General features: G+C 41.4%; 17 protein-coding genes. All 17 read right to left on the bottom strand.

Annotation, left to right across the window (positions count from 1 at the left end; genetic code table 11):
- Nucleotides 1–2: 2 nt before the first annotated feature.
- The 17 genes from ilvC to ACORHV_RS01255 all read right to left on the bottom strand — a co-directional run bounded on the left by ilvC (nucleotide 3) and on the right by ACORHV_RS01255 (nucleotide 14,638).
- Complete coding sequence (gene ilvC, locus ACORHV_RS01335) at nucleotides 3–1,025, bottom strand: ketol-acid reductoisomerase (protein WP_000290683.1); 1,023 nt, start codon at nucleotides 1,023–1,025, stop codon at nucleotides 3–5.
- A gap of 89 nt (nucleotides 1,026–1,114) precedes the next feature.
- Complete coding sequence (ilvN, locus tag ACORHV_RS01330) at nucleotides 1,115–1,591, bottom strand: acetolactate synthase small subunit (protein WP_001253813.1); 477 nt, start codon at nucleotides 1,589–1,591, stop codon at nucleotides 1,115–1,117.
- The gene (locus ACORHV_RS01325; protein ID WP_049519462.1) at nucleotides 1,584–3,284 is read right to left on the bottom strand and encodes an acetolactate synthase large subunit; all 1,701 of its coding nucleotides are present in this window, start codon (nucleotides 3,282–3,284) and stop codon (nucleotides 1,584–1,586) included. Before ACORHV_RS01325 ends, ilvN begins: the two co-directional genes overlap by 8 nt.
- Before the next feature lie 322 nt (nucleotides 3,285–3,606).
- Nucleotides 3,607–5,688 (bottom strand): elongation factor G, encoded by a 2,082-nt coding sequence (gene fusA, locus ACORHV_RS01320; RefSeq protein ID WP_000090340.1) that lies wholly within the window; start codon nucleotides 5,686–5,688, stop codon nucleotides 3,607–3,609.
- A 287-nt stretch (nucleotides 5,689–5,975) separates the two neighbouring features.
- Nucleotides 5,976–6,446 carry a 30S ribosomal protein S7 gene (gene rpsG, locus ACORHV_RS01315; RefSeq protein WP_000087873.1) on the bottom strand — a complete coding sequence of 157 codons (471 nt, stop codon included), beginning with the start codon at nucleotides 6,444–6,446 and terminating at the stop codon, nucleotides 5,976–5,978.
- A gap of 19 nt (nucleotides 6,447–6,465) precedes the next feature.
- Complete coding sequence (rpsL, locus tag ACORHV_RS01310; protein WP_001142332.1) at nucleotides 6,466–6,879, bottom strand: 30S ribosomal protein S12; 414 nt, start codon at nucleotides 6,877–6,879, stop codon at nucleotides 6,466–6,468.
- A gap of 318 nt (nucleotides 6,880–7,197) precedes the next feature.
- The gene (locus ACORHV_RS01305; protein WP_434398452.1) at nucleotides 7,198–7,797 is read right to left on the bottom strand and encodes a response regulator transcription factor; all 600 of its coding nucleotides are present in this window, start codon (nucleotides 7,795–7,797) and stop codon (nucleotides 7,198–7,200) included.
- A gap of 1 nt (nucleotide 7,798) precedes the next feature.
- Entirely contained in the window at nucleotides 7,799–8,896 is a 1,098-nt protein-coding gene (locus ACORHV_RS01300; RefSeq protein WP_000890230.1) for a sensor histidine kinase, read from the bottom strand.
- Between the two features lie 4 nt (nucleotides 8,897–8,900).
- Entirely contained in the window at nucleotides 8,901–9,635 is a 735-nt protein-coding gene (locus ACORHV_RS01295; RefSeq protein WP_434398450.1) for an ABC transporter permease, read from the bottom strand.
- A gap of 12 nt (nucleotides 9,636–9,647) precedes the next feature.
- Complete coding sequence (locus ACORHV_RS01290; RefSeq protein WP_000216040.1) at nucleotides 9,648–10,523, bottom strand: ABC transporter ATP-binding protein; 876 nt, start codon at nucleotides 10,521–10,523, stop codon at nucleotides 9,648–9,650.
- Nucleotides 10,510–10,704 (bottom strand): hypothetical protein, encoded by a 195-nt coding sequence (locus ACORHV_RS01285; protein ID WP_000751344.1) that lies wholly within the window; start codon nucleotides 10,702–10,704, stop codon nucleotides 10,510–10,512. The genes ACORHV_RS01290 and ACORHV_RS01285 overlap by 14 nt, the downstream gene beginning before the upstream one ends.
- Nucleotides 10,701–10,907 (bottom strand): hypothetical protein, encoded by a 207-nt coding sequence (locus ACORHV_RS01280; RefSeq protein WP_000409926.1) that lies wholly within the window; start codon nucleotides 10,905–10,907, stop codon nucleotides 10,701–10,703. The genes ACORHV_RS01285 and ACORHV_RS01280 overlap by 4 nt, the downstream gene beginning before the upstream one ends.
- A gap of 123 nt (nucleotides 10,908–11,030) precedes the next feature.
- Nucleotides 11,031–12,698, bottom strand: coding sequence for a DAK2 domain-containing protein (locus tag ACORHV_RS01275; protein ID WP_434398447.1), 1,668 nt, complete (start codon nucleotides 12,696–12,698; stop codon nucleotides 11,031–11,033).
- A 2-nt stretch (nucleotides 12,699–12,700) separates the two neighbouring features.
- Nucleotides 12,701–13,066 carry an Asp23/Gls24 family envelope stress response protein gene (locus ACORHV_RS01270; RefSeq protein WP_000216434.1) on the bottom strand — a complete coding sequence of 122 codons (366 nt, stop codon included), beginning with the start codon at nucleotides 13,064–13,066 and terminating at the stop codon, nucleotides 12,701–12,703.
- Nucleotides 13,067–13,218: 152 nt separating this feature from the next.
- On the bottom strand, nucleotides 13,219–13,407 hold the full coding sequence (gene rpmB, locus ACORHV_RS01265) for a 50S ribosomal protein L28 (RefSeq protein WP_001140948.1): 189 nt from the start codon (nucleotides 13,405–13,407) through the stop codon (nucleotides 13,219–13,221).
- Between the two features lie 104 nt (nucleotides 13,408–13,511).
- Complete coding sequence (locus ACORHV_RS01260) at nucleotides 13,512–14,186, bottom strand: LiaF transmembrane domain-containing protein (RefSeq protein WP_000725728.1); 675 nt, start codon at nucleotides 14,184–14,186, stop codon at nucleotides 13,512–13,514.
- A gap of 5 nt (nucleotides 14,187–14,191) precedes the next feature.
- Nucleotides 14,192–14,638 carry a LytTR family DNA-binding domain-containing protein gene (locus ACORHV_RS01255; protein WP_000776583.1) on the bottom strand — a complete coding sequence of 149 codons (447 nt, stop codon included), beginning with the start codon at nucleotides 14,636–14,638 and terminating at the stop codon, nucleotides 14,192–14,194.
- Nucleotides 14,639–14,706: the final 68 nt, after the last annotated feature.

Below are 14,706 nucleotides of genomic sequence, written 5' to 3'. Positions count from 1 at the left end.
AATTAATTGTAGATTTTGAATGCGTCGTCGTCGTTTTTACCAACGAAAGGCATTGCTTTACGCAATTCTGCACCAACTTTTTCAATTTCAAGGTTAGCTGCTTGTTCACGGTAAGCAGTTAATTTTGGACGACCAGCCTTGTAGTCATTTACAAAGTCATTTGCAAATTTTCCATTTTGGATATCTGCCAAAACAGCTTTCATGTTTTCTTTAACTTGCTCAGTAATCACACGTGGACCTGATACATAGTCACCGTATTCAGCAGTGTTTGAGATAGATTGACGCATTTTCTTGAATCCACCTTCATAGATCAAGTCAACGATCAATTTCATTTCATGAAGAACTTCAAAGTAAGCCAATTCTGGGGCATAGCCTGCTTCTGTCAAGACTTCAAAACCTGCTTCGATAAGGGCAGTCAAACCACCACAAAGTACGGCTTGTTCACCAAACAAATCTTCTTCAGTTTCTTCTTTGTAAGTTGTTTCAAGCAAACCAACACGAGCTGCCCCAACACCTTTACACCAGTCCATAGCAATGTTTTTAGCATTTCCTGTAGCATCTTGGTAAACTGCGTAAAGAGCTGGCACACCAAATCCTTCTTCGTAAGTACGACGTACCAAGTGTCCTGGTCCTTTAGGAGCACACATGAAGACATCTACATCTGCAGGAACTTTGATAAATTCAAAGTGGATATTGAAACCATGAGCAAATCCAACAGCATTTCCAGCTTCCAAGTTTGGAGCGATTTCTGCTTCGTACAATTCTTGTTGGATTTCGTCTGGTGCCAAGATCATGATAACGTCAGCCAATTTAGTTGCTTCTGCTACTGTGTAAGTGTCAAAACCATCTTCTTTTGCTTTGTCAAAAGATTTACCTGGACGCACACCGATGATGACATCACGACCTGAGTCACGCAAGTTTTGCGCATGCGCATGTCCTTGTGAACCATAACCGATTACGGCGATTTTTTTACCGTCAAGCGCTGCTACTTTAACATCTTTTTCGTATTCCATTTGAACTGCCATAGTTTTTCTCTCTTTTCTATTTTTATTGCCTTATAGGCTGGTTTAACAAATTTAAACTGGATTTTATACTCAATGAAAATCAAAGAGTATTAGTCGCGGGTAAATCCAGTTGCACCCGTACGAGCGATATTTTTAATACCATATGGTCGAATCACTCGTAATAAAGCTTCACTCTTTTCAGCATTTCCCGTCATCTGGATGGTGATTGAGCTTGGAGCCACATCTACTACCGTTGCACGGAAAGGTTGGATAATGGCCAAGATTTCTGCACGCTTCTCAGCAGGAGCAGATACTTTTACCAAGATAACTTCTCTTTCCAAGTGTGGTTTATCTGTGATATCTCGAATGCGAATCACATCAATCTGACGATTGAGCTGTTTAATGATTTGCTCTACTTCATCATGAGATGCTACATCAATAATGATGGTGATACGAGATACATTGGGGTTCTCTGTCGCACCAACCGAGATACTCTCAATATTGACTTGACGACGAGAAAGGACACCTGTAAAACGATTCAAAACTCCTGAACGGTTTTGCAATCTAGCTGTTAACATTCTACGCATGGAACTTCACCCCCAACATCTCATGATTGCTCTTACCAGCTGGTACCATCGGTAAGACCTGTTCCTTACGAGAAATATCCACCTCGATAAACATGGGCACATCCTCCAGAATGACTTCTAGATCCTTCTCTATCGTCTCTGGATTATCAAATTTATAGTTTTTGATGCCATAAGCCTGTGCCATCAGCTGGAAGTCAGGAAGTGTATCAAAAACTGACTCGGAAGTTCTACCCTCATAGAAGGATTCCTGCCACTGACGAACCATTCCTAGTGAGTGGTTATTCAACATGACAACCTTAATCGGCACCTTGTAGATGTTTAGGATAGCTAGTTCTTGGTTGGTCATTTGGAAGCCACCATCACCAACAAAAAGGATGACCTCTTTTTCTGGATTGGCAATCTTGGCTCCGATAGCTGCAGGAACTCCGAATCCCATGGTACCCAAACCACCTGAAGTGACTAACTGACGCTCATTTTGGTAAGGATAATACTGAGCTGTCCACATTTGGTGCTGCCCTACGTCAGTTACGACAATGGCATCACCATGCGTCAACTCACCGATGCGTTCAATAACGGCCTGAGGTTGAACCACACGTTCTTTCTTATCATAAGAACGAACTCGATTCTTGTCCTTGGTGACTTTTTCAATCCACTTTTCAGTATTGTTATGAACAGTTGGTTCTGCCAGTAGCATCTGCAAGGCTTTCTTAGCATCCCCCACTACAGGAATATCTGCACTGATAATCTTACCAATCTCAGCTGGGTCAATGTCGATATGAGCAACCTTAGCATTCTTCGCGAAGGTCTTAGGGTTCCCAGTCAAGCGGTCATCGAAACGGCAACCAATACTAATCATAAAGTCCGCTTCCGTCATTGCAATGTTGGCTGCGAAAGAACCGTGCATGCCTCCCATCCCTAGGAAGAGCGGATGACTCGTTGCAATGGTTCCTTGCCCCAAAAGACTAGTGACTACTGGAATTTGGTAACGTTCAGCAAATTCATTGAGCTCCTTAGAAGCTTCTGCATAGCTGATACCGCCCCCTGCTAACAAAACAGGTTTCTTGGCTTTTGACAATTGCTTCAAGATTTTCTTGATTTGCATGTCATTTGGATCAAGTGTCGGTTGGTAACTTGGTAAATTCACCTCCGGCGAATAGATGAAATCTGTCTCTAGGGCTGATACATCCTTGGGCAAGTCAATCACAACTGGACCTGGACGACCTGTCGTTGCGATATGGACAGCTTCCGTAATGATACGAGGAATATCTGCTGTCTCACGAACTTGGTAATTGTACTTGGTAATGGGCATGGTAATACCTACGATATCCGCCTCCTGAAAGGCATCCTTCCCAATCCCAGCTCGCGCAACCTGACCTGTAAAGACCAAAAGGGGAACGCTATCGCTCATGGCATCTGCAATCCCTGTAATGGCATTTGTTGCTCCCGGCCCACTCGTGACGACGGCAACGCCCAACTTTCCAGTTGATTTGGCATATCCTTCAGCTTCGTGCAAACAACCTTGCTCATGGCGTCCCAAGATGTGGCGAATACCTTTAAAATTGTATATCGCATCATACAAAGGTAAGACCGCACCACCAGGATAACCAAAAATGGTATCAATCCCTAAGTCCCGAAGTGTTTCCAAAACTAGGTCCGACCCCGTCTTAGGAGATTCTAAACTGATTTTCTCCATTGTTCCCCTTTCTCTTCTCTTAAAAAAATAGCTTGTTACTATCATACCATTTTTTCAAAAATTTTCAAGGCAAAAGAGTCAATTTTCTGAATTTTCTATCTAAAAGTGTATTTATGAATCATTTCCTTATTTTTATTAAGTTATCTACGGAATTAGGAACCTTTATTTACTTTAATTTATCAAATTAGTCTATTTTCTTTCTGGATAGAATTAGTAACTCTATCACTTAGCGACCAAATTCGTATACTATATTCAGCAAAAATGAATAGTTAAAGACAAAAAAGGAAGCCACTAAGTGACTTCCTTCTAGAGTGAGGACTGATTAGTCTTCACCTTTGTTTTTCTTAATGATTTCTTCTTGTACTGACTTAGGTACATCTTCGTAGTGGTCAAATACCATCATGAAGGTACCACGTCCTTGAGATGCAGAACGAAGAACTGTTGCGTAACCGAACATTTCAGCAAGTGGAACGTAAGCACGAACGATTTGGCTGTTACCGTGTGCTTCCATACCATCTACACGTCCACGACGAGCAGTTACGTGACCCATAACATCACCAAGGTTTTCTTCTGGAACAGTGATGGTTACAAGCATCATTGGCTCAAGGATAGCTGGTTGTGCTGATTTAGCAGCTTCTTTAAGGGCAAGTGAAGCCGCGATCTTGAAGGCTGTTTCAGATGAGTCGACATCGTGGTATGAACCGTCGTAAAGCTTAGCTTTAACGTCAACCATTGGGTAACCTGCAAGAACACCGTTAGCCATAGATTCTACCAAACCTTTTTCAACCGCTGGGATAAATTCACGAGGAACCACACCACCGACGATTGCGTTTTCGAATTCGAATCCTTTACCTTCTTCGTTTGGACTAAACTCAATCCATACATCACCAAATTGACCTTTACCACCAGACTGACGTTTGAAGAATCCACGTGCTTGAGTAGAAGCGCGGAATGTTTCACGGTAAGATACTTGAGGAGCACCTACGTTCGCTTCAACTTTGAACTCACGACGCATACGGTCAACAAGGACGTCAAGGTGAAGTTCACCCATACCTGAGATAACTGTTTCACCAGTTTCAACGTTTGTTTCAACGCGGAATGTTGGATCTTCTTCAGCCAATTTTTGAAGTGCGATACCCATCTTATCTTGGTCAGCTTTAGATTTTGGCTCAACCATCAACTGGATAACTGGTTCTGGAACGTGGATTGACTCAAGGATGATTTTAGCTTTTTCATCTGTCAATGAATCACCAGTAGTTGTATCCTTCAAACCAATAGCAGCTGCAATATCACCAGCATAAACGGTTTCGATTTCTTGACGACTATTGGCATGCAATTGCACAAGACGTCCGATACGTTCACGTTTACCTTTAGAAGTGTTCATTACGTAAGAACCTGATTGAAGAACACCTGAGTATACACGGAAGAATGTCAAACGACCTACAAATGGGTCTGTTGCAATCTTGAAAGCAAGAGCTGCGAATGGCTCTTCGTCAGATGCTGGACGAGTTTCTTCTTCGTCTGTATCTGGGTTGATACCTTTGATTGCTGGGATGTCAAGTGGGCTTGGAAGGTAATCGATAACCGCATCAAGCATCAATTGAACACCCTTGTTCTTGAAGGCAGAACCACACAATACTGGGAAGAATTCAACGTTGATAGTTGCTTTACGGATAGCAACTTTCAATTCTTCGTTAGTGATTTCTTCACCTTCAAGGTATTTCATCATCAAGTCTTCATCAGTTTCAGCAACTGCTTCAACCAATTTTTCACGGTATTCTTGAGCTTGGTCAAGGTATTCAGCTGGAATATCTTCTTCAAGGATATCTGTACCAAGGTCGTTAGTATAGATTTCAGCTTTCATCTTGATCAAGTCGATGATACCGCGGAAGTCATCTTCAGCACCGATTGGCAATTGGATTGGGTGTGCGTTTGCTTGAAGACGGTCGTGAAGTGTGCTTACTGAGTAAAGGAAGTCAGCACCGATTTTGTCCATTTTGTTAGCAAATACGATACGTGGAACTCCGTACTCAGTTGCTTGACGCCAAACTGTTTCAGTTTGAGGCTCAACACCTGATTGTGAGTCAAGAACAGTAACCGCACCGTCCAATACACGAAGAGAACGTTGTACTTCGATTGTGAAGTCCACGTGTCCTGGTGTGTCGATGATGTTTACGCGGTGGTTGTTCCATTGAGCTGTTGTCGCAGCAGATGTGATAGTGATACCACGTTCTTGCTCTTGCTCCATCCAGTCCATTTGTGACGCACCTTCGTGAGTTTCACCGATTTTGTGGATTTTACCAGTGTAGTAAAGAATACGCTCAGTAGTTGTTGTTTTACCGGCATCGACGTGAGCCATGATACCGATATTACGAGTTTTTTCAAGTGAAAATTCGCGTGCCATGAGGTTTGTTTCTCCTATTTATTTTAATTTCTATTCTATTATAACACGATTTTAATAAAAACGGATAGGCAGGACCTACCCGTTCTCAATGTTTATCTTGTTTTTGTTGGTTTCAACTTGTATACAAATTGAATTGAACTCGGGCTAAAAGCTTAAGTTAGCTGAGTTGAACCCAATTGAACTCGGGCTAAAAGCTCGGAAAATAGATAAGCTTTCCTAGAAGCTTTGATTCTGCGTCAAGCTTCCTAATTTTCAGTCGCTTTTTTAACGCCCTTAGTATCTTATTCTTACCAACGGAAGTGTGCGAAGGCACGGTTAGCTTCAGCCATACGGTGAGTGTCTTCACGTTTCTTAACTGCTGCACCAGTGTTGTTCGCAGCATCCAAGATTTCTTTTGCAAGACGGTCTTGCATTGTGTGTTCACCACGAAGGCGAGCGATGGTTACCAACCAACGAAGTCCAAGTGTTGTACGACGTTCTGGACGAACTTCAACTGGGACTTGGTAGTTAGATCCACCAACACGACGTGCACGTACTTCAAGTACAGGCATGATGTTTTCCATAGCTGTTTCAAATACTTCAAGTGCATCGTTTCCAGTAGCTTCTTTGATTTGCTCAAAAGCACCGTAAACGATTGAAGCAGCTGTACCACGTTTACCATCAAGCATAACGCGGTTGATAAGACGAGTAACTAGTTGTGAATTGTAAAGCGGATCTGGCAATACATCACGTTTTGGAGCTCTATTTTTACGACTCATTTCTCTTTATCCCCTTTCCTTATGCTTTTGGACGTTTAGTACCGTATTTAGAACGGCCTTGTTTACGATCGTTAACACCTGCAGTATCAAGTGCACCACGGACGATATGGTAACGTACCCCTGGAAGGTCTTTTACACGTCCACCACGAAGAAGCACCACGCTGTGCTCTTGCAAGTTGTGTCCGATACCTGGGATGTAGGCAGTAACTTCGATAAGGTTGCTCAAACGTACACGAGCGAATTTACGAAGGGCAGAGTTAGGTTTTTTAGGTGTCATTGTTCCCACACGAGTTGCAACACCACGTTTTTGTGGTGAAGAAACGTTTGTTTGAACTTTTTTATGACTGTTGTAACCAACGTTCAAAGCTGGTGATTTAGATTTTTCTACTTTTGATTTACGCGGTTTGCGAACCAATTGGTTAATTGTAGGCATCTACATTCTCCTGTGTTTTTTTATTTTTGGTGATGATACACTTGGTGACAGCTACCATCTGTGTGTACTTTTGCAACATTTGTCAGCACGTCCCTGTACACTTTTGAGAGACCAAAAGTAAAAAGTACCGTCTATTATTGTAACACAATTTTTCCTTCGTTGTCAAGATATTTTTCATTTTTATTCTGATCTTTTAACTCTTTGACACTAGCTTTCACCGCTTTTCTAAACCAGAAAAGGAGGCGATTTACCTCCTCCTTTCTAGTATGGATTTCCTTTGATTCAAGTTATCGTTTCGGAATTTTTTAACCCTTCTTATCAAAGCCAACCAGATTCTTTTGCAATGTTGGCTGCCTCTGTTCGATTACCAGCATCTAGTTTCGAAAGAATATTGGTGACATAGTTTCGGACGGTTCCATTTGATAGATAAAGCTGATCTGCGATTTCTTGATTAGACAAGCCCTGAGCGATTCCCTTTAAAACAGTGATTTCTTGCTCTGTTAACGGGTTAGGATGCGTCATCACCACTTCCATCAATTCAGGCGAATATTCCTTGCGTCCTTCGAGAACAGTGTGCAAGGTTTGCATGAGGTCTGCAATGCTTCTTTCTTTCAAGACATAAGCATCCACTCCAGCCTTGACCGCACGTTCAAAATAGCCAGGGCGCTTGAAGGTCGTCACCACAACCACCTTTGTTTCTAGCTTTTCTGCTCGTATCCACTCCAAGACTTCGAGGCCGGTCTTAACAGGCATTTCTACGTCAAGAATGGCGATATCCACAGACTCTTTTGCTAAGAGTTGGATTGCTTCTTGGCCATCCTTGGCTTGTAGGACAGAATCTACATCTGGTTGAAAGGTAAGCAACTGGCACATAGCATCTCGCAACATACTTTGATCTTCTGCAACAAGTAATTTCATCTTAGTTTCTCTCCTTATAAGGTAGCCGAACCTGCACTTCAGTCGGATGTTTCTGACTGATCACCTTCACTTCTCCTGAAAAAGGAAGGACACGGTCTCGAACAGTATGGAGTTCATCTCCTTTTAGAGAAGCAAAGCCACAGCCATCATCTCTCACTGTTAGAATGAGTTCTTTCTCTGTCCGTTCTAATTTTAAGTAGGCTTTAGACGCTTTGGCGTGTTTGATGATATTGGTCACTAACTCAAGCAAAATCATGGAGGCTGTTGACTCTAATTCCTGAGTTAAGCTAGCTGTATCTAGTTGATTAGCTATTTCCACCTCAATTCCAGCAATTTCTAACATCTTTTTCAAAGTCTCTAGTTCTGATGTCAAAGTTCTAGACTTAAGATTTTCCACAATGGTTCGAACTTCACGCATTGATTCTTTGCTAATTTGCTGTATTTCTCTTAATTCCTTTTCCACCTGTGGATAAGCCTGCATCTGAAAAAGTTGGAGGGCAAGATCCGTCTTCACACTCAACATAGCAAATGTATGGCCTAGACTGTCATGGAGATCCTGACCGATACGATTGCGTTCATTTTCAGCCAAGAAAAGATTAAGCTTAGCATTTTGCTTTCTCTTTTCTTCTTTTATGTCCTCCGACAATCGAATTCGATAAAGACCAAAGGTCATTGCATCGGAAAAGATAAAGGTCACCAAGAAAAAGAGTAGTTGCCAGGGACTAACATGATTGACCATATAGATTCCGGTCAGAATGAACGGTTGCAGGACAATAAAACTGACAAAGCGCCAAGAGTGAAAAGAAATCTCATCCAGCTCATAAATAAGGAGATTGGATAAATAGAAGATAAACCAGGTGAAACCCGAACTCAGCCAAACCGATGTATAAAAAATGTAGGCAAGCATGATCCACCAAGCCATCCACAGCACAGTGCGACTCTGACTGGCTAAAACCGAATAGAAGGCAAGTACAAATAGTAGGGTCCATAGCAAGGTTAAAAGCGGGTAATCTCCAACGATGACACCCGCTATAGGAAAGATGATAAACACAATTGAAATATGAAACATATAATGAATGTTTTTAAATTTTTCCAACATAGATTTATTTTACCTCAATCCGTTTTTTCAGTTGAATGACCAATACACCAAAGAAAACTGTATAGCCTAGCACAACCAAGGCAGAAAGAATATTAAATTCATGGTGTTCCAAATAAGTAGAGACGACCTGCATCAGTTGATAGGTTGGAGTCAGCTTTCCAATAGATTGGAGCCATTCTGGGAAGGAATCCAAGGGGAACCACAGTCCACCTAGAACAGCCAAAGCAATATAGGCAATATTTCCAACAACCGTCATCAGTTGAGCACTGGGTAGCAAGCTCACCAAGACCCCTATGCTGATAAAGACCACGCTTCCGATCAGCAAAATAGCACCAATTACCATCCAGTCAAGCCAAGGTAGCGTCACTCCGCGGACAAAATGACCAACTGAAAAGACAACTGTAATTGATAACAAGAAAGTCAGTAGGGTACTGAACAGTTTTGATACATAATATTCTACCATAGATACGGGAGAATGTTGAATCAATTTTTGCCAGTTGTTTGTCTTATCAGACTCGAGTGTGCTTGGGATACTGAAAAAAGCACTTGACATGATACTAAAGAGCGTCATGGCAAAAAGATAGGCTTGAAGAGCAATTTCTGGAATATCTGACCCTGACATCATACCAGAAAAGATAAGATAAAACACACTTGGAAGTCCGATGGATAGTAAGTAGTAGACTGCTTGCCGTTTCATCAGAATGATTTCCACTTTCATGAGACTTGTCATATTTTTCATCGTCAATCTCCTTTAGTCTTGAGTCGTTTCGAAGATACTGTCTAAGAGAGTTCGATTGCGAACTTCAATTTCTTCGATCATGCAGCCCTGTTCTTGCAAGACTTTCCATACCTGGCTGGCTTCTTTGGTTGTGAAGGAAAGAGCATTTTGCTTGATTTCAATCTCTTGAACTTGGTCTAAAGTTCTGATAACTTCCTGATAAGTTAGAGGTACCGTAAAATGTTTTTCTTGTTCTTCACCACGCATAGCATAAGGCGTCGTATCGCGAATCAATTCTCCCTTATGGAGCACCAAAATGCGGTCAGCCGTATGCTCTACTTCTTCGATGTAGTGAGAAGAATAGACAATGGTGACACCATTTTTCTTTAATCGATTAACAATTTCCCAAAAATGCTGACGTGTTGAGGTATCCATGGCAGCAGTTGGCTCGTCTAAAAATAGAATTTTCGGACGACCTATTAAAGACAACACAAAAGAGAACAAACGTTTTTGCCCACCAGACAACTTGCCCGCTAGCTGATTTTTCTGCTTGTCTGAGAATCTCAGCAAGTCATCAATTTCTTTGTCTGAAAGACTGTCGGGATAAAGTGACTTGAAAAATGATAGAAGTTCTTTCACTTTCAAGCTTTGAACAACTGCATTTTCTTGAGGTAAGACAGAAATAAGCTGTTTTAATCGAGGATCTGTTGGTGCAAATCCTTGAATGGCTATCTGACCTGAGCTCATGAACTTGTCGCCCAAGAGGCAATCAATCAAGGTTGTTTTTCCTGCTCCGTTAGGCCCGATCAAGGCGACACATTCACCATCGTTGATTTCAAAGGAGATGTTCCGCAAGATCTCCTTGTCTTTTATTTTCTTACTCAATTTCTCAACTTTAATCACAGTCATGAGATTCTCCTTTCAACCACTTCATTCCCATAGGGAAAACAACGAAAATCATAAATCCAAAACCCCAAGAACCACGAATGAATTGGCGAAGCAAGGTTTGGTCAAACCAACCAGTAAACATTTCCACTAACCATACCAAGAGTGACAGGCCGATAAAAAGATAGGTGATTGTTTTTTTCATTCCTCAAACTCCTTTTTCACTTCTCTGACTAATTTCAAACCTTCTCTGACAAGCCAAGACATCATTCCAAAGCCAGCAAAGAGCTCCCAAGGAAAATGGTAGAAACCTTCGTCCAATCCTGAAAACATGAGATAGGTCATAACTCCTGCTGCTACTAAACTCACTGCGACAATCATTTTATTTTTCATTTCTTCTTTCTCCATTTCATACTTCAATTATAGACTTTTGAAATTGGCGGAGCTAGATGCTTCTGTCACTAGGAAATATGACAAATGTCATAAAAAAAGAAAGCTGTAAAATCAACTTTCTTTTTTATCTATTAAATTTTATTCCACACTGAAAAGATATGGATATACAGGTTGTTGACCTTGGTGAATCTCTACTTCAACATCTTCGAATTCTTCTGCGATTTCTTGGGCAATTTCATTGGCAAGTTCTTCGCTTCCATCTTCACCGACATAGAAAGTCACGATTTCACTATCTTCATCCAACATATGTTTCAATGTTTTAGTCAAAGTTTGGTGCATGTCAGGGTTTGATACGAGGATCTTACCATCTACCATACCAAGATTGTCATTTTCATGAATTTCCAAACCATCGATAGTCGTGTCACGAACGGCTGTTGTTACACTACCACTTACGACATCACCAAGGGCTGCAGTCATACGTTCTTTGTTTTCTTCGATTGATTTGCTTGGATCAAAGGCAAGAAGACTGGTCAACCCTTGAGGAATTGTACGTGCTTCTACAACAACAGCAGGTTGTTCAAGCACTTCAGCCGCAGACTGAGCTGCCATAAAGATATTTTTGTTGTTTGGCAAGAAGATGATGTTGCGAGCATTGACCTGTTCAACAGCCTTGATAAAGTCTTCTGTTGAAGGGTTCATCGTCTGCCCACCTTCGATGACATAATCCACACCTTGGGCACGGAAGATATCTGCTAAACCTTGACCAGCTACTACTGCGATAAGGGCATACTCTTTTGTTTCAGCAGGCTTGTTTCCTTGAGTTGCTTCTTTTTCAACTTGCGCCTCGTGTTGATTACGCATATTGTCCACTTTTACCTTGATCAAGCTACCATATTTAAGACCTTCTTGCATGACAAGACCTGGATCTTCTGTATGGACGTGAACTTTGACGATTTCATCATCATTGACAACAAGTAGAGAGTCACCTAAGTCATTCAAGTAGTTACGGAATTCATCGTAGTCAAAGTCCTTAGAATAAGTTGGACCTTGTTTGAGGGCTACCATGATCTCTGTACAGTAACCGAAGGTAATATCCTCAGTTGCCACATGCCCTGCTACAGACTTGTGGTGCTCTGCATTGATCATTTCACTCATGTTGGCAGGAGTCGCTACAAAGTCTTCAGAAGCACTGTATTCACCAGTAAGAGCTGAAAGGAAGCCTTCGTAGATGAAGACCAAACCTTGACCACCTGAGTCTACCACACCAACTTCCTTAAGGACTGGAAGCATTTCTGGTGTCTTAGCCAAAGCTGCTTTCGCGCCTTCCAAGGCTGCACGCATGACCTCAACAGCATCATCTGTCTCCTCGACTTTTTTCTTAGCTCCAATGGCTGCACCACGAGAAACAGTCAAAATGGTTCCTTCAACTGGTTTCATAACCGCTTTATAAGCTACTTCGACACCGGATTGGAAGGCAAGAGCCAAGTCTTGACCTGTTAATTCATCTTTTTCCTTGATAGCCTGAGAGAAGCCACGGAAGAGCTGAGATGTGATAACCCCTGAGTTCCCACGGGCACCCATCAAGAGCCCTTTGGCAAGAATGCTCGCTACTTCTCCAACTGTAGAAGCAGGCTTGTCTGCTACTTCTTTGGCACCATTTTCAATGGTCATTCCCATGTTTGTCCCAGTATCTCCATCTGGAACTGGAAAGACGTTCAATGAATTGACATATTCTGCTTGCTTATTCAAACGAGTTGATGCAGCCTGCACCATCTCTTGGAATAAACTGGTAGTAATTTTTGACACGATTATTCTCCTACAACTTTGATATTTTGAATGTAGACATTCACAGTCTGAGCAGTAATTCCTAGTTGATTTTCTAAACTAAAACGAACACGCTCTTGAATGTTTTTTGACACTTCGCTTATCTTTACTCCGTAGCTCAATACGGTATAAACATCAACTGCAATGCTACCATCTTCGGCTGCTTTTATAACAACACCCTTAGAATAATTTTCCTTACCAAGAAGGGCTTGGAAATTGTCTTTGAGGGCATTTTTACTAGCCATACCGACCACTCCAAAAATCTCAGTTGCGGCACCACCTACTACGGTTGCAATCACTTCATCTGTCAGTTCGATTTGACCATCTTTTGTATTAATTTTTACAGTCATTTTTTTTACCTCAACTAGTTGATACTCTATTTTATCATATTTCAGCCCAAGTGTAAAAGCAGAATGCTGTATCTGCGGATATTTACTCTATTTTTCAAATGGTTTTATCCTTAGAGCAAAAGAAAAAGACCAGTTAGGTCTTTTCATTTTTATTAAACGCGTTCAACTTTACCTGATTTCAAAGCACGAGCTGAAGCCCAAACTTTTTTAGGTTTACCATCGATAAGAACAGTAACTTTTTGAAGGTTTGGTTTTACGGCACGTTTTGTTTGGTTCATCGCGTGTGAACGGTTGTTTCCTGATACAGTCTTACGACCTGTAAAGTAACATACTTTAGCCATTGTGTTTTCCTCCTATTAGATCTAATATAGCGGATGTGCTAGCACCACATACCGTACTATGTTATCACACTTTCTTGAATTTATCAAGGGCCTAAACTATTTTTTTATTTAACGTAAACAACTCCAAGTTTACCAAAAGCGACTTCTCCACGGATAATCAAGGTTTTGTTTGTTGGCGCTACAGGAGCATCTGCCTTAGCTGCACCAAAGGAGGTTTCTACTTTCAAATCGACACGCCAGTGTTGTGGAACATAGACGGTTGCATTCCCGAAGGCCACTTCAATATTTAAAGTTGCAAAATCACCTAGCATCTCTGCATTATCATAGTAGATTTTAGCATCCCCAAAAGCGACTTCCACTTGGTCATCTACGAGATCTTGATCTTGTTTATAAAAGGTTCCACTACCAAAAGCGACTTCCTTATCTGTGATGACTGTTCGCTCACTGTTGTACCACCATTTTTTGCCGTACCAAAACTTACTTGAATGCGTCAGATAGCCAATTCCTAGCACTGCTAAGATACTAGCCCAAAACAAAGACTGGTTTGGAATAGGAAAAATGTTATAAAAATGATTCGCAATCATTAAGGCTACTAGAGCGGTAAAAACTGCTGATGTTAGATGACGACGAAGCAAAGCTTCAACTGATTGGTAAGCAAAAAAGGCGATACCAATCAAAGGCCATATCTTACCATCCAAAGAAGGAATGCCAAAATTTCCTTGCAGCAAGATCCAAGCTGCTAAAACCAATAAAACAATACCAAATGCTTTCTTTTTCATGTTTTTTACCTCATGTTTCTTAGATTTTCTTTTAGGAGGGATTGGTAATGTCGTGAGACATGAACCTCCTTGTGCGTCTGATAAAAGGAAATGGTCCCCGTTCCTGAAAAGGACTTGTCCACTGAGTAAATCTGACGAATGTTTGCGATAGTCGACTTGGATACTCGGCTAAAATAGCGAGGCAAGATAGACTCCAACTCATAGAGCTTGAGGCGAACCTCATAGGCTTCCTTCTGGGTATGAGCGTAAATCTTGCTCCCTTCTGTTTCAAAGAAGAGAATTTCTGAAAGGTCTAGATAATATTCACCTGTCCCCTTGTAAAAAGTCAACCTCGGAGCCTTTGACTCTTGCAAGAGCCGTTGCAAATCTGCAATTTCATCTGTCAAAGCAGGGGTCTTGATGACAATTTCAGTCTCCTCTAAATTGCCGTCAATCTCAATTCGTAACTTCATCACATCTCCTTTCTGACTCTACTATATCAAAGCTAAGTTAGGAATACAAGGGCAAAAAAGCAAGTGGT

This window comes from Streptococcus sp. KHUD_016, from assembly GCF_051106465.1.
GTDB lineage: Bacteria > Bacillota > Bacilli > Lactobacillales > Streptococcaceae > Streptococcus.
The sequence above is the reverse complement of the archived record's forward strand: the minus strand, read 5'-3'. Positions and strand labels throughout refer to the sequence as shown.

Excerpts from the sequence above, each read along its gene's own strand:
- ilvC (WP_000290683.1), bottom strand. The coding sequence starts at position 1,025 with ATGGCAGTTCAAATGGAATACGAAAAAGATGTTAAAGTAGCAGCGCTT.
- ilvN (WP_001253813.1), bottom strand. The coding sequence starts at position 1,591 with ATGCGTAGAATGTTAACAGCTAGATTGCAAAACCGTTCAGGAGTTTTG.
- ACORHV_RS01325 (WP_049519462.1), bottom strand. The coding sequence starts at position 3,284 with ATGGAGAAAATCAGTTTAGAATCTCCTAAGACGGGGTCGGACCTAGTT.
- fusA (WP_000090340.1), bottom strand. The coding sequence starts at position 5,688 with ATGGCACGCGAATTTTCACTTGAAAAAACTCGTAATATCGGTATCATG.
- rpsG (WP_000087873.1), bottom strand. The coding sequence starts at position 6,446 with ATGAGTCGTAAAAATAGAGCTCCAAAACGTGATGTATTGCCAGATCCG.
- rpsL (WP_001142332.1), bottom strand. The coding sequence starts at position 6,879 with ATGCCTACAATTAACCAATTGGTTCGCAAACCGCGTAAATCAAAAGTA.
- ACORHV_RS01305 (WP_434398452.1), bottom strand. The coding sequence starts at position 7,797 with ATGAAATTACTTGTTGCAGAAGATCAAAGTATGTTGCGAGATGCTATG.
- ACORHV_RS01300 (WP_000890230.1), bottom strand. The coding sequence starts at position 8,896 with ATGTTGGAAAAATTTAAAAACATTCATTATATGTTTCATATTTCAATT.
- ACORHV_RS01295 (WP_434398450.1), bottom strand. The coding sequence starts at position 9,635 with ATGAAAAATATGACAAGTCTCATGAAAGTGGAAATCATTCTGATGAAA.
- ACORHV_RS01290 (WP_000216040.1), bottom strand. The coding sequence starts at position 10,523 with ATGACTGTGATTAAAGTTGAGAAATTGAGTAAGAAAATAAAAGACAAG.
- ACORHV_RS01285 (WP_000751344.1), bottom strand. The coding sequence starts at position 10,704 with ATGAAAAAAACAATCACCTATCTTTTTATCGGCCTGTCACTCTTGGTA.
- ACORHV_RS01280 (WP_000409926.1), bottom strand. The coding sequence starts at position 10,907 with ATGGAGAAAGAAGAAATGAAAAATAAAATGATTGTCGCAGTGAGTTTA.
- ACORHV_RS01270 (WP_000216434.1), bottom strand. The coding sequence starts at position 13,066 with ATGACTGTAAAAATTAATACAAAAGATGGTCAAATCGAACTGACAGAT.
- rpmB (WP_001140948.1), bottom strand. The coding sequence starts at position 13,407 with ATGGCTAAAGTATGTTACTTTACAGGTCGTAAGACTGTATCAGGAAAC.
- ACORHV_RS01260 (WP_000725728.1), bottom strand. The coding sequence starts at position 14,186 with ATGAAAAAGAAAGCATTTGGTATTGTTTTATTGGTTTTAGCAGCTTGG.
- ACORHV_RS01255 (WP_000776583.1), bottom strand. The coding sequence starts at position 14,638 with ATGAAGTTACGAATTGAGATTGACGGCAATTTAGAGGAGACTGAAATT.